Origin of the sequence: Fodinicola acaciae, from assembly GCF_010993745.1 — a bacterium.
GTDB lineage: Bacteria > Actinomycetota > Actinomycetes > Mycobacteriales > HKI-0501 > Fodinicola > Fodinicola acaciae.
Map to the genome: position 1 here is coordinate 1,117,294 of NZ_WOTN01000002.1, position 17,779 is coordinate 1,135,072.

The 17,779-nt window shown below is 66.0% G+C and carries 20 protein-coding genes; 9 read left to right on the forward strand and 11 right to left on the reverse strand.

All coding sequences use genetic code 11. From position 1 onward, the window contains the following. On the reverse strand, window positions 1–1,011 hold the full coding sequence (locus tag GNX95_RS20500; RefSeq protein WP_163509010.1) for a LacI family DNA-binding transcriptional regulator: 1,011 nt from the start codon (window positions 1,009–1,011) through the stop codon (window positions 1–3). A gap of 99 nt (window positions 1,012–1,110) precedes the next feature. Here GNX95_RS20500 and GNX95_RS20505 point away from each other — a divergent pair, with 99 nt between their 5' ends. The 5 genes from GNX95_RS20505 to GNX95_RS20525 are packed head-to-tail and all read left to right on the forward strand — an operon-like array spanning window position 1,111 to window position 5,897. Next, a complete protein-coding gene (locus tag GNX95_RS20505; protein WP_163509011.1) occupies window positions 1,111–1,974 on the forward strand; it encodes a PfkB family carbohydrate kinase in 864 nt (287 codons plus the stop codon). Between the two features lie 35 nt (window positions 1,975–2,009). Then, window positions 2,010–3,272, forward strand: coding sequence for an ABC transporter substrate-binding protein (locus tag GNX95_RS20510; RefSeq protein ID WP_163509012.1), 1,263 nt, complete (start codon window positions 2,010–2,012; stop codon window positions 3,270–3,272). Further along, window positions 3,269–4,144, forward strand: coding sequence for a carbohydrate ABC transporter permease (locus GNX95_RS20515; protein WP_163509013.1), 876 nt, complete (start codon window positions 3,269–3,271; stop codon window positions 4,142–4,144). Before GNX95_RS20510 ends, GNX95_RS20515 begins: the two co-directional genes overlap by 4 nt. Beyond that, window positions 4,144–4,998, forward strand: a complete 855-nt coding sequence (locus GNX95_RS20520; protein ID WP_163509014.1) for a carbohydrate ABC transporter permease — start codon at window positions 4,144–4,146, stop codon at window positions 4,996–4,998. Before GNX95_RS20515 ends, GNX95_RS20520 begins: the two co-directional genes overlap by 1 nt. Window positions 4,999–5,012: 14 nt before the next feature. Then, the gene (locus GNX95_RS20525) at window positions 5,013–5,897 is read left to right on the forward strand and encodes a nucleoside hydrolase (protein ID WP_163509015.1); all 885 of its coding nucleotides are present in this window, start codon (window positions 5,013–5,015) and stop codon (window positions 5,895–5,897) included. Window positions 5,898–5,966: 69 nt separating this feature from the next. Here the strand turns inward: GNX95_RS20525 and GNX95_RS20530 are convergent, their stop codons facing one another. Next, window positions 5,967–8,006 (reverse strand): hypothetical protein, encoded by a 2,040-nt coding sequence (locus GNX95_RS20530; RefSeq protein ID WP_163509016.1) that lies wholly within the window; start codon window positions 8,004–8,006, stop codon window positions 5,967–5,969. 321 nt (window positions 8,007–8,327) lie between these two features. Here GNX95_RS20530 and GNX95_RS20535 point away from each other — a divergent pair, with 321 nt between their 5' ends. Next, entirely contained in the window at window positions 8,328–8,693 is a 366-nt protein-coding gene (locus GNX95_RS20535) for a hypothetical protein (RefSeq protein WP_163509017.1), read from the forward strand. 846 nt (window positions 8,694–9,539) lie between these two features. Here GNX95_RS20535 and GNX95_RS20540 read toward each other — a convergent pair. Next, window positions 9,540–10,469: a helix-turn-helix domain-containing protein gene (locus GNX95_RS20540; RefSeq protein ID WP_246281687.1), complete on the reverse strand. Its 930-nt coding sequence runs from the start codon at window positions 10,467–10,469 to the stop codon at window positions 9,540–9,542. A 43-nt stretch (window positions 10,470–10,512) separates the two neighbouring features. On the opposite strand from GNX95_RS20540, the gene GNX95_RS20545 reads away from it, so the two are divergent. Further along, window positions 10,513–10,899 carry a hypothetical protein gene (locus GNX95_RS20545; RefSeq protein WP_246281688.1) on the forward strand — a complete coding sequence of 129 codons (387 nt, stop codon included), beginning with the start codon at window positions 10,513–10,515 and terminating at the stop codon, window positions 10,897–10,899. A 358-nt stretch (window positions 10,900–11,257) separates the two neighbouring features. On the opposite strand, the gene GNX95_RS20550 is transcribed toward GNX95_RS20545, so the two are convergent. The 3 genes from GNX95_RS20550 to GNX95_RS20560 form a co-directional block, all read right to left on the reverse strand. Beyond that, on the reverse strand, window positions 11,258–11,413 hold the full coding sequence (locus GNX95_RS20550; protein ID WP_163509018.1) for a hypothetical protein: 156 nt from the start codon (window positions 11,411–11,413) through the stop codon (window positions 11,258–11,260). 138 nt (window positions 11,414–11,551) lie between these two features. Further along, window positions 11,552–11,698: a hypothetical protein gene (locus tag GNX95_RS20555; protein ID WP_163509019.1), complete on the reverse strand. Its 147-nt coding sequence runs from the start codon at window positions 11,696–11,698 to the stop codon at window positions 11,552–11,554. Window positions 11,699–12,068: 370 nt separating this feature from the next. Next, on the reverse strand, window positions 12,069–12,701 hold the full coding sequence (locus GNX95_RS20560) for a TetR/AcrR family transcriptional regulator (RefSeq protein WP_163509020.1): 633 nt from the start codon (window positions 12,699–12,701) through the stop codon (window positions 12,069–12,071). An 87-nt stretch (window positions 12,702–12,788) separates the two neighbouring features. Between GNX95_RS20560 and GNX95_RS20565 the strand changes: the two genes are divergently transcribed. Then, on the forward strand, window positions 12,789–13,706 hold the full coding sequence (locus tag GNX95_RS20565) for an NADP-dependent oxidoreductase (protein ID WP_163509021.1): 918 nt from the start codon (window positions 12,789–12,791) through the stop codon (window positions 13,704–13,706). A 5-nt stretch (window positions 13,707–13,711) separates the two neighbouring features. On the opposite strand, the gene GNX95_RS20570 is transcribed toward GNX95_RS20565, so the two are convergent. The 5 genes from GNX95_RS20570 to GNX95_RS20590 all read right to left on the reverse strand — a co-directional run bounded on the left by GNX95_RS20570 (window position 13,712) and on the right by GNX95_RS20590 (window position 17,197). Beyond that, window positions 13,712–14,920, reverse strand: coding sequence for an NAD(P)/FAD-dependent oxidoreductase (locus GNX95_RS20570; RefSeq protein WP_163509022.1), 1,209 nt, complete (start codon window positions 14,918–14,920; stop codon window positions 13,712–13,714). Window positions 14,921–14,922: 2 nt separating this feature from the next. Beyond that, window positions 14,923–15,735 carry a hypothetical protein gene (locus tag GNX95_RS42595; protein ID WP_222853780.1) on the reverse strand — a complete coding sequence of 271 codons (813 nt, stop codon included), beginning with the start codon at window positions 15,733–15,735 and terminating at the stop codon, window positions 14,923–14,925. A 303-nt stretch (window positions 15,736–16,038) separates the two neighbouring features. Next, window positions 16,039–16,374, reverse strand: a complete 336-nt coding sequence (locus GNX95_RS20580; RefSeq protein ID WP_163509023.1) for a hypothetical protein — start codon at window positions 16,372–16,374, stop codon at window positions 16,039–16,041. Then, the gene (locus tag GNX95_RS20585) at window positions 16,371–16,715 is read right to left on the reverse strand and encodes a hypothetical protein (protein ID WP_163509024.1); all 345 of its coding nucleotides are present in this window, start codon (window positions 16,713–16,715) and stop codon (window positions 16,371–16,373) included. The genes GNX95_RS20580 and GNX95_RS20585 overlap by 4 nt, the downstream gene beginning before the upstream one ends. A gap of 62 nt (window positions 16,716–16,777) precedes the next feature. Beyond that, window positions 16,778–17,197: a MarR family winged helix-turn-helix transcriptional regulator gene (locus tag GNX95_RS20590; protein WP_163509025.1), complete on the reverse strand. Its 420-nt coding sequence runs from the start codon at window positions 17,195–17,197 to the stop codon at window positions 16,778–16,780. A 58-nt stretch (window positions 17,198–17,255) separates the two neighbouring features. Between GNX95_RS20590 and GNX95_RS20595 the strand changes: the two genes are divergently transcribed. Continuing rightward, window positions 17,256–17,777, forward strand: a complete 522-nt coding sequence (locus GNX95_RS20595; protein WP_163509026.1) for a DUF6790 family protein — start codon at window positions 17,256–17,258, stop codon at window positions 17,775–17,777. Window positions 17,778–17,779: the final 2 nt, after the last annotated feature.

Sequence of the window (17,779 nt, forward strand, 5' to 3'; positions counted from 1 at the left end):
TCACTGGCAGCCGCACGAGCCGCGTCGCACCAGCTCGTGCGGCACGACACGTTGCTTGGACTCCAGGTCCCCAGGTGGCGTCAGCAGCATGTCCAGTGCGGTGCCGGCGATCATCTCCACCGGCTGCCGGATCACCGTCAGCGGTGGCGCGGTGAACTCGGCGCCCTGGGTGCCGTCGAAGGAGATGAGCGCCAGGTCTTCCGGTACGCGCAAGCCAAGTTGTGCGCATGCGCGCAGGACACCGATCGCCTGTACGTCGGAGCAGGCGAAAACCGCGGTCGGACGGTCCTTTGTGGACATCAGCTGCAGGGTTGCCTCCAGGCCGCCGAGCCGGCTGAACGGCGCCACCACCTGCAGCTGTTTTCGGTCTGCCGCACCGAGGTCGGTGAGCGCGTCGCGCCAGCCGGCCTGTCGCGCGTGTGAACCCGGCAGTTGCGGCGGACCGCCGATCAGCGCGACCCGGCGGTGGCCGTGCGAGCGCAGGTGGTCGACGGCGGCGCGTGCGCCGCGATAGTTGTCGATCACGACGGTCGCCACGTCGACGCCTTTTTCCGGCTGGTCGATCACCACCAGCGGGATCTTCGCCTCCCGCACGACCGAGAGCTCGGCGTATTTCCGTACGCTGATGACCAGCAGGCCATCGACCTGCCGGTCGATGAACGAGTCGAGCTGAGCCGCCTCGCGGTGTGGGTCGTTGCTGGAGTTTCCCAGCAGCAGCGCGTATCCGCGGTCGAAGGCGGCATCCTCGATCGCCTTGGCGAACTCGGCGAAATACGGGTTGCTGATGTCGGGCAGGATGAGGCCGATCGCGTTGCTCCGCCGCAGCCTCAGCGCGCGGGCGGCCGCATTGGGGCGATAGTTGAGCTTTTCCACCGCGGCGAGGACGCGCGCTCGCGTCTGCGCGGACACCGGTCGTGGTCCGTCGTTGAGGACATAGCTGACGACCGCGCCGCTGACTCCGGACAGCCGTGCCACGTCCATCCGGGTGGCCGGTTTCGGACTCTCGACCACGCGCTTCCTTTCCGTCGGTGTTGCCGAGAAGTCTAGCCATGCGATATAAACCTGTGCAACACGAGTAGACTACTCGTGTAGATAGGTGAAAGTGGCCGGATGACGCGGATTGTCGTGGTTGGTGCGATCAACGAGGACTGGGTGGCCAGCGTGCGCCACCGGCCCGGCCCTGGCCAGACCGTCGTCACCGACCGGTTTTCTCTTTCTCCTGGCGGAAAGGGAGCGAACCAGGCTGTCGCCGCGGCGCGCGCGGGCGCGTCGGTGGCCATGATCGGTGCGGTCGGGGACGACGATTCCGGCCGCCGGCAGCTGCAGGCATTGTCGGCCTACGGCGTGGATGTCCGTGGCGTCCAGAAAATCATCGGTGTGACCACTGGCACGGCATTCATCACGGTGACCGGCGACGGTGAGAACTCGATCGTGGTCGGCCTCGGCGCCAACGGCTTTCTGGCCCCTGGCGTGCCATCCGGCCTGCCCGATCCGGCGGTTGTGTTGGCGCAGACCGAAGTCGGGCCGGACGTGGTCAACGCGGCGGCGACGTACGCGGCCGAGGTGGGCGCGCGACTGGTCGTCAACAACGGACCGGTCGTGCCGCTGTCACCGGCCACGCTCAGGTCGGCGGATCCGATCGTGGTGAACGCACACGAGGCCGCCGACATTCTCGGGTCGCCGGCCGACCCGGCGGAAATCGCCGCGCGCATACGCAAGCACACGTCGGCGCGGTCGGCGGTGGTGACTCTCGGCGCGGATGGCGCCGTGTTTTCGGACGCCAGCGGTGAAACCGCCGTGGCCGGCGTCCAGGCGTCCCAGGTGGTCGACACGACAGGAGCCGGTGACACGTTCGTCGGCGTGCTCGGCGCCCGGCTGGCCGCCGGCGACGGTGTGCGTGTGGCCGTACGCGCCGCGGTCGCGGCGGCCGCGGAGTCGGTGAGCTGGCGTGGAGCGCGGCCGCCGCGGGACTGATCAGCGTTGGAGGGAAAACAGCGTTTGGAGGGGAAATGCGTGGCTGGATCGCGCTCGCCATGGTGGCGGCGCTGGCACTGTCGGGATGCGGCTCGGCCGAGTCCGGGCGTACGACCATCACTTTCGTCGGATCGGATCCGGCGACCGCGTTCGCGCCGGTGATCACCGCCTTCCAGGCCAAGAATCCGGGGATCGAGGTGAAATACCAGAACATTCCGTTCGACCAGTACAACAATGTGATCAAGCAGCGGGTCGGCGGAAAGGACCCGTCGATCGACGTCCTGCTGGTCGACGCCGGCGCCGCGGCGTCGATGGCCAACCGGAAATGGCTGTTCGACCTGACCGCCGAGCGTGCCGCCGCCGATCGTACGTCTTTGTCCGCCGCGGTCGAGCAAAGTGTCTATCAGAACAAGCTGTGGGCGTTGCCGATGTGGACCTCGTGCCAGTATCTGTACTACAACAAGGAGCTGCTGAAGAAGGCCGGCGTCACGGCACCCTCGATCAATCCGGCGCAGCGGTGGACCTGGGAGCAGACCACCGCGGCAGCGCGGAAAGCGCAAGGCGCTGGCGCGAAATGGGGGCTGCTGTTCGACCAGACCGATCGCTATTACCAGCTGCAGGCGCTGGCCGAGTCGGCCGGTGGCGGCAGCGGCGCGACCGGTCCAGACCTGTTGACCGCCAACGTGACTACGGCCGGTTGGAAGTCGGCGATGACCTGGTACGGCTCGCTTTTCCGCACCGGTGTCGCGCCGCGCGGTGTGGCGACCGACCAGATGAACGTCCTTTTCGCGTCCGGCAAGGCCGCGTTCTTCGTCGGTGGTCCGTGGTCGGTCACCCCGATCTCCAAAGGCAAGCCGAAAATCGACTACGGCGTCGCGCCGATCCCCGCCTTCGCCGGCGGGAAACCGGCGATGCCGACCGGATCCTGGTCGATCGGCATCAGCGCGGCCAGCCGGCACACGGCGGCCGCCAAGAAGTTCGTCGAGTTCGTCTCGCTGTCGCCGGAAGGCAACGCGGCGGCAGTCCGTACGATCATCATCCCGCCGACCAACAAGGACGCGTTTTCGGCGTACATCCAGCGGTTGGACGCCACCGACAGGCCGGGCACGCAGGGCATGGGCGCGTTGGCGTTGTCGGAGCTGAAGACGTCGGCGGTGAACCGGCCGAACACAGTCGGCTTCACGCAAATGCAGGACGTGATGGGACGGGCTTTCTCCGACATCCGCAACGGCGGCGATCCGGCCGGCACCTTGCAACGCGCTCAGGCCGAGCTGCAGCGACTGTGGGACCGGCTGTGACCGTCGTCCGCCGCAGACCGATCGGCCATGCGCGTGCCGCCCTGCTGTTTCTGTTGCCAGCCCTGGCATTGCTGGTCGCGCTCCGGATCGTACCGACTCTGCAGGCACTGCTGGAAAGCTTTCAGAAAGGGTCCGACTCCGGCGCGGCGAGCTGGGCCGGGGTGGAGAATTTCGTCCTGCTGCTCACCGATCCCGGGTTCTGGAAGACCGTCGCGGTCACTGGCGAGTTCTTGCTGGTGATCGTGCCGTTCCAGATCGTCGTCGCGCTGGTTTTGGCTCTGTTGCTGGTCGAGAAGGTGCCCGGCCGGTCGCTGGTCCGCGTGCTCGTCTTCATTCCGGTGGCGGCGCCGGCAGCGGTCGCCACCGTCGTGTGGGGAATCGCGTTCCAGCCGCAGGGACCAATCAACGGCGCACTGACGGCTGTCGGCTTGCCGGCGCAGCCGTTTCTGACCTCACCACAGCAGGCGCTGGCTGCGTTGATCGTGCTCATGTCGTGGATCGGCATCGGCTATTGGACATTGTTTCTGATCGCCGGCATTCAGGACATCCCGCGCGACCTGTACGAGGCCGCCGCGTTGGACGGCGCCGGCTTCTGGCAGACGCTGTGGTCGGTCACGCTGCCGAGCCTGCGCCGTACGCTCGCCTTCGTCGTGGTGGCCAACACCGTGTCCAGCCTGCTCGCCTTCGTCCCCGTACAGATCCTGACCCAGGGCGGTCCGGCCGGCAGTACGCGGCTGGTGATGTATGACCTCTACAACACGACTTTCCTGCTGGGGGACCGCAATCTCGGCCAGGCGGAGGTCGTGTTGTTGCTGCTGGTCCTCATCGCGATCACCGTCGTGCAGTTTCGGCTGCTGAGCAGGGAACGCTGATGGCTCTGCCCAACGAGATCGCCTCGACGCGGCCGCGTCGCGTCCTGGTCACCGCGGCGGTCTGGCTGGCCGGCGCTGGCTTCGTGCTGCCGCTGCTGTGGATGCTGACCAGCAGTTTCCGCACCAGCGAAGACATTTTCGGTAACCTGTCGACGTTGTCCTGGCGGCTGTTCCTGCCGCATCCGTTCACCGTCGGCAATTACGCGACACTGGCGACCGGTGAGTTCGGCCTGTCGGTGGTCAACAGCGTGATCGTCACCGCGGTGACCGTCGTCGTCGGCCTGCTGATCTGCGCGATGGCCGCGTTCGCGTTGAGCATGCTGCGATTTCGCGGTGCCGCGCTGGTCTTCTCGGTCGTGGTCCTGAGTTTTCTCGTGCCGTTCGACGCCATCGCCGTGCCGCTCGCGGTGCTCTTTCGCGACTGGCAGCTGAGCAACACCTACGCCGGTCTGATCCTGCCGGGACTGGCCAACGGCCTGGCGATTTTCGTGTTGCGGCAGTTCTTCCTCGGCATCCCGGCCGAGCTCGCCGAGGCGGCACGCGTCGACGGCATGTCGTGGTGGGGGATCTTCCTGCGCATCTATCTGCCGCTGTCGAAGCCGGCGCTGATCGGTGCTGGCTTCACGCTGTTCCTGTTCCAATGGGGAGCATACCTGTGGCCGCTGCTGATCGGCACCGAGCCGTCGAAAGTGCTCGGACCCATCGCACTGGCCAATCTGAGCGGACAGTTTGGTGTGGATTTCGGCGCGATCTTCGCCGGCGCGGTGTTGCTGACGCTCGCGCCGCTGCTCGTGTTGTTGTTCTTCCAGCGCTACTTCACCGCGTCGTTGTCATCGACCGGAATCAAGAACTGAAAGGCGAATCCTCCATGGCGCAGCAGCTGATTCTCGACACCGACATCGGTTCGGACGTCGACGATGCATTGGCGTTGAGTGTGATCCTCGGCTCTCCCGAGGTCGAGCTCAAAGCCGTCACGACCGTCTACGGCGACACGGACGTACGCGCCCGGCTCGCGTCACGTCTGGTGAAGCTCGCCGGCCGCGCCGAAACCGGTCCGGTGATCATCCCCGGTGAGACCGAGACGTTGAGCGGACGACCGGTCTGGTGGGCCGGCCACGAGGGAAAACTCTTCGACGACCTGGCCGTCGAACAGATCGAGACGGGCATTTCCGCGCCGGACTACCTGGCGCAGGCGGTGGCCGAGCAGCCCGGCCAGATCACCATCCTCGCCATCGCTCCGCTGACCAACATCGCTCTCGCGCTGCGGCGCGATCCGAGTTTTGCCACCAACGTACGGCGTATCCACATGATGGCCGGTGACTTCCGCGAGACCGGACGCACGCCGGAACACAACATCAAGAGCGACATCACCGCCGCGAAGGAGGTTTTCCAAGCGGGCATCCCGATAACTGTCACCGGACTCGACATCACCACGCAGTTGCAGCTCGACGCCAAGGCCGTGGCCGAGGTCGCCGCTAGCGGTCCGCTCGGTGCCGCGCTGGAGAAGGAGATCGGACAGTGGTGGAGGTTCCACGGACACGAGTGGAACAACCCGCACGACCCGATCGCGGCGCTGACGCTGATCGAGCCGGCGCTGTTTTCCAGCCGGCGTACGGATGTCGAGATCAGTGACGAGGGTGTGACGCTGGACAGGGCAAACCCGGACGGTCGCACCGATGTCATTGCCACACTGGACAAACCAGCGGTCGCCCGCGCGATCGTCGACCGTATTATGGTGAACGGCGTCTCCTGAGGATATCCAGGAGATCCGAGGCGAACCGGCGCGGTCGACGGCGCCGGTTCGCCTGCATTCGACCAGCGATCAGTGGTGCCCGTTGTCCACCAGGATTCTCGCGTGCATCGGGCCGTCGTCGGTCAACGTCCAGGAGCCCGGCCGGTCGAACCCGGGATTGCGGAACGCGAAGCCGATCGTCTCGATGTTGTCATAGCCGACATCAACGCCGTAGTCGCCGACCCCGTTCAGGTCGCACAGCGCGAACTCGAACGTGACGCTGCTTTCGCCTTTCAGGAACGACGTGACGTCGATGTGGTTCCACGCTCCCTGGTTGTTCATCCACATCGCCGGATCGGCTTGTACGTCCGCTCGGGACAGCAGCTTCCGGCCCTTGCTGTTGGTGATGTAGACATCCTTGTAGTGGTAGTTGTAGCCGGCCACGATCGAGGACTGGTTGTCATACGACCAGAACGACAGCTCATATCGTGGCGAACGTGGGTCGACCTTGACCTGCTGGCTTGCCGATGTGCACATGCCGGCGGAGGTGGCGGTCTTTTCCGGCACGGTCAGCTGCAGTCGGCCGGGTCCGTACATGGACAGGCTCCTGGCCGAGTTCGGGCCGGTGCTGACCCGTGCCTGCGTGCCGCCCCAGCGGGCCGCGATGGCATTGCGGATGCGGACCGGTCGGTCGGCGAACCAGACGTACTGTGACGGCAGCAATGTTTCGGACGTACGCGCGAGCGTCCAGCTGTGCGGCCTCTCGAAACTCGGGTCCGGTGTCGTGAATCCGTGGCTGCGCACGTTGTCGAAACCGACGTCGACCGGGAAGCTGCCGACACCCTGGCGCTCCAACAGCCGGAAGGTCAGCGTCGCGGAGGTTTTGCCGTGCAGGAGCGGAAAAAGCTTGTCGTTGCCGACCGTGGCGTCGGCCCACTGATAGTTGGGGTCGTCCTCGATGTCGGATTCCCAGACCACGGTGTTGTCGATCAGGGCCTGCTTGATCTGATAGCCGGTCACCGCGCTGACTCGCGCGTTTTCGTCGTAATGCGAGAAAGTCAGGTCGTAGGAGCTGGCGTTGGGATTGACGGTGATTCGGTGGCTGGCCTGCTGGTACGAACCGGTCGGCGTCGCGGTGTTCTTGGGCACGATGAAGCTCAGCCGGCCGCGGCCGTCCGTCGCGATGTTGTCGGAGTTGACCTGGGGGTCGTCGGTGATCGGTGCGCCGTAGTCGATGATTCCCTGGATCCAGCCCCGGTCCACGTACGGTTTGGCGCGGTCCATCACCGCGCCGACGTAGTCCTCGGTCGGCGGCAACGGGGCGTCCAGCAGCCTGCCGGCGTAGATCAGCAGCACCAACTCCAAATTTTTGGGGCCGGTGTGGGCCAGGATCTGGTCCATCTGCTGGGTCACGTAGCTCGGGTCCTGGGTGTTCCAGCCACCGCTTCCCAGATACGGAAAAATGATGCCGTCGACCACGCCGCTGATGGTCGTCAGCTCGTCGTCGTTGACCGCGTTCCAGAGATAGAAGGTCGTGTAGAAGCCGAGATTCGGGTTGATCGCGTGCGAAATCGTCCGCAGATCGGTCAGGTAGTCGTGGGTGAACAGCTTTTTGTTCGCGTCGGAGGAGAAGAAGTCGTCGATGGCCCATGCGGTGACGTTCGGATACTGCACCGACAGCTTGGCGATTTCCCTGGCCCAGCTCTTGAAGTCCATCAGGTATGGCCGCGGACAGTTGCCGGGCGGATCCAGCAGGCACTCCGACGGCGGCGCCAGATAGATCCAGATGTTGAGCCCGGCCGCCCTGGCCGCCGGCGCGAACTCCAACCGGAGGTCGTCCCAGTCCTTCGGTGAGACCCAAATGTCATACAGATAGGTGTTCAGGCCCATCGCCTTCAGCTTGGCGATGGTCGCCGGCGTGTTGATGTGCCGGTAGCCGTCGGCGCGCGGCCGCGCCTCGTAAATGGTCGTACCGATGGTGTTGCCGGTGCCTTTGGCGGCCCGCAGGCCACCGGCCGGGATGGCCCCGGAATGCGGCGACACCACCGGATGCGCCGCCGCCTGCGCCGCGACCGGTGGGAGGGCAAGGACAAGACAGAGCAGAAGCAATGTGACACGACCGACACGCATCGCAGCCTCCTGGCGTGGAAACGGGATCCAGAAAGTTGTACCGGATATCTTCGTGATAGTAAATACTTCTACGAGATACCGAAGATTAGACCAGTTGTGTGTGCGGTCCGATCGGTCGCAAGGCGCCGTTCGCAACGGAATTCACGGAATCGCCTTTGTCGGCACAGATCTGCCGATAGCTCTGGTTTGTCTTACTGTGTCGATGGCTAAATTTTGGCATTTTGAAGATGGCGATATCGCCTGATTTCCCCTAGATTGTCCCAGTGTCGGACATGTCCGTCCGGCACGCGGAAAGAACCGCAGAAAGGACACCATTCCTCGATGAACGCACGTTCGGTAGCTGTCGGACTCGCGACGACGCTGGCGCTCGCCACTCTTGGCGTAACCGGAATGACGACGAGCGGCTTCGCGGCGCCACCCCCGCCGGTCGCGATCGGCAAGCCAAAACCGCCGCAGGCGACGGTCACCGGCACCATTGTCGCCATCAAGCACCAGCGACACCATGGTGTGTTGTTGACGGTCAAGACAAAGAAGGGCCAGCTCCACGTTCTGGTCACCGGGAAAACGAAAATCGCGAACGGCAAAGGCATGCGGGTGGTCCTGCACGTCGGTGAGGTCGTCGCAGTGACCGGCCAACCCGCGGCTCATCACGGCCCCATCGTCGCAACGAAAATCGTCGTACGGTAAATAGTCCTGGGCCACCGTGCATCCCGTCCGGTGGCCCAGCGCCCAGTTTGAGAAGTCTCGGATGCGACGCGCGCAAGCCAGCACGAGCATGGCATGACCGCGGCGCGTACGACTTCTCCCGAGCGAGAAAAGCTCGGCCCGCCACGCCGGATCCTCCACGCCGATTTCGGTTAACAGCCCGGCAAAAATGCCAGTTCCTGTCTCGGGACATGTGACACGCCGAGGGTGCGACGTTATAGGTGGGGGCGGCGTCGATCACGAATGTGTCGCCGTGGTGCTGGCTCGATGGTGCTGAACGGCGGACGTTTTATCGGCATCGGGGCTCGGGTTCTGGTCGAGGGGGGCGCGGCAGCCCAGGTCGCGGCGGCCCTCGGTCCAGTCTGGATGCCACGCCGGCCGAGGTGGTGGAGGCGGTCATCCGGGTCCGGAGGTTGACCGCCGACCCGGTTCGGGCGCGCCCTGACCGGTTGGGGAACCCGGCTGATCCACTCCGGCCTCTATCACCCACAGATCTGCGGGAAAATTGCTGCAGTCAAGCAGAAGTGGCTTGACCGTGAGGAGATGGCGCGGCGCGTACGGTGGCTTAGTGGTTGATTTCGTAAGTTCGTCGGGGTGATCGGGCCGCTCGTAGGGCCTGTGCCGGGCACGGTTGCTTGTGTTGGTCGATTCTGGTCAGCAGGTCGTTGAGATCGTCGCGGGTGAATGTCCAGTTGAAGGGTTTTGCGTGGTGTTGTAGTGGTTTTCGAAGTCGGTCAGCCGTTGCTCGACTTCGGCGAGATCGGTGAAGTCGTTGGGCGAGACGGCTTTGCGTTGTACGAAGGAGAAATGGATCTCGATGTGGTTGAGTCAGGAGGCGTGGATCGGGGTGTGCACCATGACCGCGTTGGGGAATCGTTTCGCGAGGCGGTTGATAGCTGCCTGGCCGCGGTGGGAGGAGCCGTTGTCCACGACCCAGAATACGCGTTTGGCTGACGCGTAGGGTTGGATGGTCATGACCTGCTCGACCAGGCTCATGAACGGCTCTATGCCGGTGGAGGCAGCGCATTGGCCGAATACACGGGCATGGTGCACGTCGTAGGTGGCGAGGTAGGCCAGTGCTTCACCGCGTTCGTATTCGTGGTTGACCCGCATCACTCGGGCTTTGCCTGGCGGCAGGCTGGGGGTGGCATCTGCAGCGAGCCTGGATGGAGGTTTTCTCGTCGGCGGAGATGACGTACTCGGGACCCAGTGGTCGATCGTTCCACTGGCCGGCGGAGCGGCGTAGCGGTCCAGGACGCGGGCGGCTTTGGCCGCGAAGTCGGGATCGCGCGGGAAGAGCCAGGACCGGTACTGCCAGGGTTTGATCGCGTCGGTGATCAACCAGCGGTGCACCGTGGCCGGTGAAATGCCCTGGACGGTGATCCCTCGCAGGGTAGCCTCACGAGCCAGTTCTGCCGCCGACCATCGTGACAGCGGCACTCCGGTGACGGCGGGAAGTTCACACGCCAGCGACCGGACCTGGGCAACCTGGACCCCGCCGCGGTCGGCCCGACCGGGGCGGTCTGCCAGGCCCTCCGCGCCGCCAGCGACGAAACGGCCTCGCCACTTGCGGAGCGTATCCACCGTCGTGTGCAGGCGCGAGGCGATCGCGGCATTGGACTGCCCAGCGGCGGCCAACAGCACGATCTGTGCACCGAATCTGTCCCGATACGGAGTTTTCTGGCCCCGCACACGCTGTTTGAGCAGCCGTCGTACCGAGCCCGTCAACGTGACCTGGCAGGCGCGCACCACCGACATCGGAAAGATCTCTCCGTCATGATCAACAATAGGTCGGCTGACCATGCACACCAACGGCGGTCAAGATGCCACCCAACACGCCGAGATCACGCCAGTCCGGCACGATATGGCCATGGCCATCCCGCCGGAGTCCACCAAGATCTCACTGCGGCAACGCCTGCGCGCCCACGCCGACCAGCACTGGCCACAAATCGCGAGCCTGGAATTTCGCTACCGCGGCCAGTTCGCCTACATCGACGCGCGCCTCACCGACGGCGACACCCAGCCCCTGCTCAGACTGCGCTACGGCGGATCCGCCAGCCTCTGGGGATTCGGCCTCTACCTGGCCAGCAGCGACCGCTACGAAAACCAGATCCTGCCCACCGGCCTACCCGCCGGAACACCCGAAGAAGCCCTCGACTGCGCCTGCCGCCTCTACCTCGGCAACTGACCCCTCAGAGGAATTTACGGAACCGACCACTTAGCAGCGCATTGAATAGCGGGTGTGGCGGATGGGTGTCTGTGTCGGGTCGATGGAGGCGGGTGGGACGAAGTACGGTACGCCGTTGAGCATCTGGATTGTCCATTGGTTGTGGTGCAGGATTTGGTGGTGGGCAAGGCACAGTAGCGTCATGTTGTGCGGTGTGGTTTGCCCGCCGAACTTCCACGGTGTGGCGTGGTGTGCGTCGCACCAGTGTGGTGGGTGGTTGCAGCCGGGGACGGTGCGGCCGCGGTCGCGTAGGATCAGCGCTCGGCGGATGGCGGTGGTGGCGGTGCGTGAGGCGGTGCCGACATCCAGCGGCAGACTTTTACCGTCCAGGACTGACGGGGATGATCTGGGCGTCGCAGCACAGCCGCCGCGCCGCGTCCAGCTGGAGCGCGGTTTCCTGGTCGATGCTGCCGGCGATCACCACCCGCCCGTCCAGGCGTTCAGTGATCCGCAGCCGCCGATCCGGCTCGGCCACCGATCCTGGTCGTCCTCGGGTGGTGGGGTTTCCTGCTCGACCCGGTCCGCGATCACTTTGCCGAGCTCTTTTAACGTCCTCGGGGTGGGCCGACCGGGCCAGGGTGGCTAGTGAGGCTTCGATGCCGTCTCGGTCGGGCTACTCCAGCGGCACGACCGACATCGCCGCGATGATTTCCCGTACGTGGCCGGGACTGACCGCGCCGTCAGCCACCGCGGCCGCGGTAGCCGGCCGCACCGGGAACCCGTCCGCGGCGGCGATGCCACGGTTTTCCAACGCCGCCACCGCCGCGACCCAATTCCGCGTACGACCGCAGATGCGCCTGGCACGCCTGCCGCACAAACGCCTTCACCTGATCGTCACCCAACGCGCGGACCTGCTCAACCGCAGTGTCCACGCTCGTACTCATGTACGAAATACTACCACCCGCGAACGCCGACCCCAAATCGCTGGCGCTTTATTTTTCCCATTTATTTAAAGGAACCATGCGCCGCTGGCATGTCTCGCGAGTCGTTAGTGCCTCGGCGGAGGAGCGAGGCTCGCTAGGGTGTGGTTCCAAACCCTTGGCGTTGCGTTCTGGCGCGCTGGGTTGGAATGCAAGAAAACCTGCGATCAGGACCGACTTGAGCCGGCCGATCACGCGACCGGCAAGTCTTCAGGTCTGCTGGTTCAAACTGCCGGTGAATGTCTCCACGTGATCGATGGCGGCATGCAAAGCGTCTTTCAGCGGCGTGATGTCGCGAGCGACCTGAGCCAGGAGCATGCCGCCTTGGAAGGCGGAAAGCAGGAGATGGGCCAGTTGGGCGGGATCCGCGTCAGCGTTGATACGGCCGAGCCGCCGCATCCGTTCGAGGCCGGTTCGGAAGATGTCTGCCCATTGCTCGAAAGCGTTCGCGAGCTCGGCGCGTACGTCCAGGTCGGTCTTGATGATCTCGCTGGCGAGTGAGCCGAGGGTGCAGCCTTCCCGGTAGGAGCGCTCGTACGAGACGTAGAAATCCGCCCATTCCCGCAGCGCGTCGAGGTTTTCGAAGCTGGCGAACCGCTCACTGCGATGGAACGTGAGTATGCGCTCGGCCTGCCACTGGATGACCGCGAGGACAAGGCTTTCCTTGGTTGGGAAATAGTGGTTGAGCTGTGACCCGCTGATGCCCGCGGCGCGACGGAGTTGCTCGTTGTTCGTCGCGTGGACGCCTCTGGTGTAGATGAGCTCGGCGGCGTGCTCCAGGATGCGGGCTCGGGTCGCCTGGCCCTTGCCGGTGAGCTTCTGTGGCGCTCGAGTGGCTTCCATGTCTCAATCATATCCCAAACTGGGCTTGACAGCCCAGATTCATGAGGCCATAGTGGGCTGACAAGCCCAAAAAAGCAGGAGGCAGCAATGAAGGCGATCATCGCGACGGATCCGGCCGCGGTGACAGCGGGGATCACGCTTGCGGAGCGGCCCGAACCGACGCCGGCGATCAACGACGTCATCGTCGAAGTCCACGCGTCGGGCTTCGTCCCCGCGGAGTGGGAGTGGCCATCGACGTGGGTCGATCGCTCCGGCCATGATCGAGGCCAGGCGATCATCGGCCACGAGTTCGCCGGAGTGGTTCGCTCTCTCGGCTACGGCACGACCGGACTTTCGTTGGGACAGCGGGTTTTCGGGATCACGGACTGGCATCGCGACGGGACCCTGGCCGAGTACGCGGCAGTGGAGGCACGCAACCTCGCGCCGCTGCCGGGAAACGTCGATGTCACGGTGGCCGCGAGCCTGCCGATCTCCGGGCTGACCGCGTGGCAAGGCCTGTTCCAGCACGGCCGTCTGCAGGCCGGACAGACCGTCCTCGCGCACGGCGCGGCCGGCGCGGTCGGGTCCGTGGTGACCCAGCTCGCCAGCGAGTTCGGTGCGTACGTCATCGGCACCGGGAGGGCCGCGGACCGCCAGGCGGCGCTCGACTTCGGCGCGAACGAGTTCCTCGACCTCGACCACGACGACCTCGCCGACCTCGGCGGTGTCGACCTGGTCTTCGACGTCATCGGCGGTGACATCCAGCGGCGCTCGGCGAGCATCGTCCGGCCCGGCGGGACGCTGGTGTCGGTGGTCGGCCCCGCGGAGGCCCGCCCTGCCGACGGCCTCGCGATCGACTTCGTCGTGGAGTCCGTCCCGAGCCAGCTGGCGGCGATCGTCGACCGCGTACGAGACGGGCGCCTTCGTACGCACATCGGGACGGTCGCGACCCTCGACGACGCGATCCCCGCGCTCAACCCCACCGAGCGGCGGCGAGGCAAGACGGTCATTCGTGTACGTCCATGAGCGCGTCAGCGGACCGTCCAGGTGATCGCGGTTTCCCTTGGCAGCACCGGATGTTGTCGCGCGATGTCGTCGCTGAGGTCGAGGTAGGTGCCGGCGTCGTTCCAGGACACCAGCCCGGTGAGTCGGTCGCCGGTGACGTAGGCGACCGAGCTCGCCCGGCTCACCGGTGCGTGCAGGCCGAGGATGGCGCCGGTGGGGTTGAGCTCGCCGGCGGCCTGAAGGCGTACGCCGAACTGTTCCGACCAGAATCGGGGCAGTGGCTGGAAGTACGACGCGCGGGCCGGCCCGGCGAGCAGGTTCTCGGCGGCGGCCCGGCCCATCTCGACGGCGTTGATCCAGTGTTCGACACGGTGCGGGCGGGTGGTGAACCGCACGTTGGGCCAGGATGCCACGTCGCCGGCGGCGACGATGTCGGTGACTCCGACGGCGTGGCAGGTCGGTTTGCACAGAATGCCGTCCGCGAGGGTGAGTCCGCTGTCGCGAAGCCAGTGGACCGCTGGTACGGACCCGGCGGCGACCACCACCGTCGAGGCGGCGAGCTGGCGGCCGTCGGCCAGCAGCAGGCCGATCTGGTCTGGTCCGCAGGCCCAGTCGCGGACCTGGGTGCCGACCTCGACACGTACGCCGTTTCGTTGCTGCAGAGCCATAACTCGGGCCGACAGTGGGCTGCCGAGGATGTTGTGCAATGGTGGCGCGGCTCGGCAGACGAGGGTGGCGGGGTGGCCCAGCCGCCGTACGGCCGCGGCGGTCTCGCAGGCGGTCAGTCCGCTGCCGATGATCACGACCGGGCCGCGCCGGCGGATCAGGTCGTGTCGCAGGCTGGCCGCGTCCTCGATGGTGCGCAGCACGTGGACGCGCGCGTCGTGCCAGGGAATCCCGGCGGGCCGGCGCGCCGCCACGCCGGTCGCGATGACCAGGCCGTCGTAGCGGAGCTCCTCGTCACCGGTGAGTGTGACGGTGTGTCGCGCCGGGTCGAGCCGCAACGCGCTGACGCCGGTGCGCCACTGCACCCACAGCGGCTCGTACGTGGGGAGCAGGATGTCGCGCAGCGCGCTTTCGCCGGACAGCACGGCTTTCGAGAGCGGCGGCCGGTGGTATGGCCGGTGTCGTTCGTCGCCGACGACCAGGATGTCGCCGGCGAAACGCAGTTCGCGTAGGCGTTCGGCGGCGCGCAGGCCGGCGACGCCCGCACCGACGATGACGATTCTGTCCATGGTCAGATCTCATCGACGCTGATCGCCCGCATCGGGCAGTTGCGGGCGGCCATCCGCACCTGGCCGTTGAGCGACGGATGCGGACGTGCGACATAGTCCAGGTGGCCGTCCTCGCGCAGGTGGAAGACCTGGCCGGCGTCCTGTTGGCAGAACCCGTAACGGTGGCAGCGTTCGTGGCTCACGCTCACCGCCAGCCGCGGTGGACGCCGATACGAGCGCGGCGCCATCTCGGTGGGAGCGTTCTCCCGCCGGACGTCATAGCGCGCGATGAGCCTTTTCGCGCCAAGCCAGCACACCGGCACCAGCAGCGGCAACCCGATCGGCGCCAGGAGGACGAAGTCGCCGTTGGCCCAGGCGCCGAACGCGGAGTGAGCGACGACGAGAACTGTCGCCGGATAGACCAGCCGATGAACGAAAAGCCACTTCCGGATGCCGAGGAAACGACGCACCGCTGTCGACACGGCGGCGACGAGTACGGTCTCGATGCCGACGATCCCCAACGCATGGCGCGCCAACCCGCCGTCGGCGAACGGAACGACCAACCTGACGACCGGGAACTGCGTGGACAGGAACGCGAACATCGCCGCGTGTACGGCGCCAAACGCCAGTGCCAGCGTCGCGAACACCAGGTGCGCGGCGGTTTTTCCGGCCACCCCGAGCAGCCTGGCCGACCAGCGACGTTCTTCGGCCGGGTTGACCAGCAGGCCCCAGCACAGGGCCGCGCACATCATCACGTACGACAGGCGAGCCGTGATCCGGGCGATCTCCCGGACCGCGAGGTCCCCGGGGACTGCCGGCGCCAGCAGGTGTATCACTGCTCAAGCCTCCAAAGTGGCCGCAGGCCCCTCCGTGCTTGCCAGTTGGCGGCTACCTGCGAGGACGACTCGCGTCGGAGCCGGCGGTTTCGACGTGGTCGCGCCGAAACCCGTCAAGCGAGTGAGACGTTGCGGTCCGATCAAGGCAAGTTTCACGCCGCGGCGGTGGGCGTGACGGCGTCGTGACAGCTTTATGCCGACGGGCCCGTCGTTACTTCGGCGGCAGCGAACGTACGCGCCACCCGCCCGCCCACGCCGACGAGCTGACCGTCGGGCTCGGCGACGACCACGCGAACATGCCCGCTATTCGGCCGTCTTTCCGCCAAACAGGGCCAACACGATCATCAGCCAGGCGATGCCGGTGAGAATGTTGAGGACGAAATCCCCACCGCCGTTCACGATCGAGCCGAGATAGGAATTCCCTTGGCTGGTCGCGTTGAGCCATGCACTCAGCGCCACGACCGGCGGCCACAGCAGCGTCGCCACCAGCGCCAGTACGAACGCCGCGACGGCTCTTCCGCGGCTTCCCGACCGGTTGACGGTCACCAGCACGATCGCGGCCACCAACGCGACCAGGGTCGGGATCTGCGTGGCGAAATAACGCAGCAGCGTGTCGATGACCAGGTTGCCGGCGTTCATCGTTGGCTCCGGCGGCTGATCGTCGCGATCGCGGCGAGCGTCCAGGCGACCGCCACCAGCAGGCTCGCGACCGCGTTCACGACCAGGAAGACGAGGTTGACCGTGTCGCCGGAGTACGGCATGCCGTGCGCGAACACGTTGAGAAATCCGCCGAAACTGCGGAGCACGGTGCTGAGGACGAGCGCCACGAACGCCAGCGCCGTGCCGGTCATCACCAGCACCGCGGCGCGTGGGTTGCGCCGCCGGCGCAGCATCGCCAGCGCGAAACCGGCGACGAGCGCCGCGATGAGCGGCAGCTGCACGACGAGTGTGGAGAGGATGGAGGCAATGGCCCCAGCCATCGGCACGGTCCTTTCGGTTGGCTCGCCAGGCAGCCTACGGTGCGATGTCCAGCCGCGGACTCCTAGCTCGGTTCGAGGATCCGCGCCAGTGCAGCCGTGTCGCGCAGATAGCGGTCGTACGGAAAACCGGCTTCGAGCAGCGTGGTGCGCAACTCGTCGTACAGCGGCTTTCCGGTGTCATGGAAGGCGGCGCGACCGGCGTCGGTCAGGCTGACCAGCCGGCGTCGCGCGTGCTCGGGATCCTGTCGCACCTGTACGAGGCCGCCGTCCTGCAGCGGTCCGAGCGCGCGGCTGATCGCCGGATCGGACACCGACAGGGCCTGCGCCAGCCGGTGCTGGGTCACCGGCTCGATGTCCTCCAGGGTGCCGAGCAGCCGCATCTGGCTGTAGGTCAGGCCGCCGGGGTCGGCGCCGCGCCGCCGTGCGGCCTCGGCCAGCAGGAACACCACTCGATGCAACAAGTCAGGAAGCCCATCGTCCACGACGGCGATCCTACACGAGTCTTGACGGATTAATATTAACCATGCAAGACTCAGGGTCATGAACACGATCTCGTACGTCGCGCAGTCGGCCGTTCCGTTGATCTGGCTGGCGATCGCGGTCGTCGGCGCTTTGGTCCGTACGCGGCACAGTCCGTCCCGTGCGGCGGCGCTGGAGACCTGGCAGCGTTGGTGGGCCGCCGCCGCACTCGGCTGCGGAAGCCTGTGGATGACGCTTTCCTTCCTGCTGATCCCGGACGTGATGTCCGCCGCGACCGGCTTCAACCGCACTCCGTTCGAGTTCGAGATCGCCTTCGCCAACCTCGGACTGGCCGTCATGGCTTTCCGCGCCGCCGCACCGAAATCGTCAGCGAGAGAACGCATCACGGTCGGCCTCGGCGCCGGACTTTTCCTGTGGGGAGCCACCATCGGCCACCTCTACCAGTGGTTTGCCAATGGCGACCACGCTCTTGGCAACACTGGCGGAGTGCTGGTCTATGACGTGCTCATCCCCGCGGTGATGATTTTTCTCGCCTACCGCTCGCGGCGTCTCGCCGTCGTCGGCCAGCCAGTCCAGGTCTGATC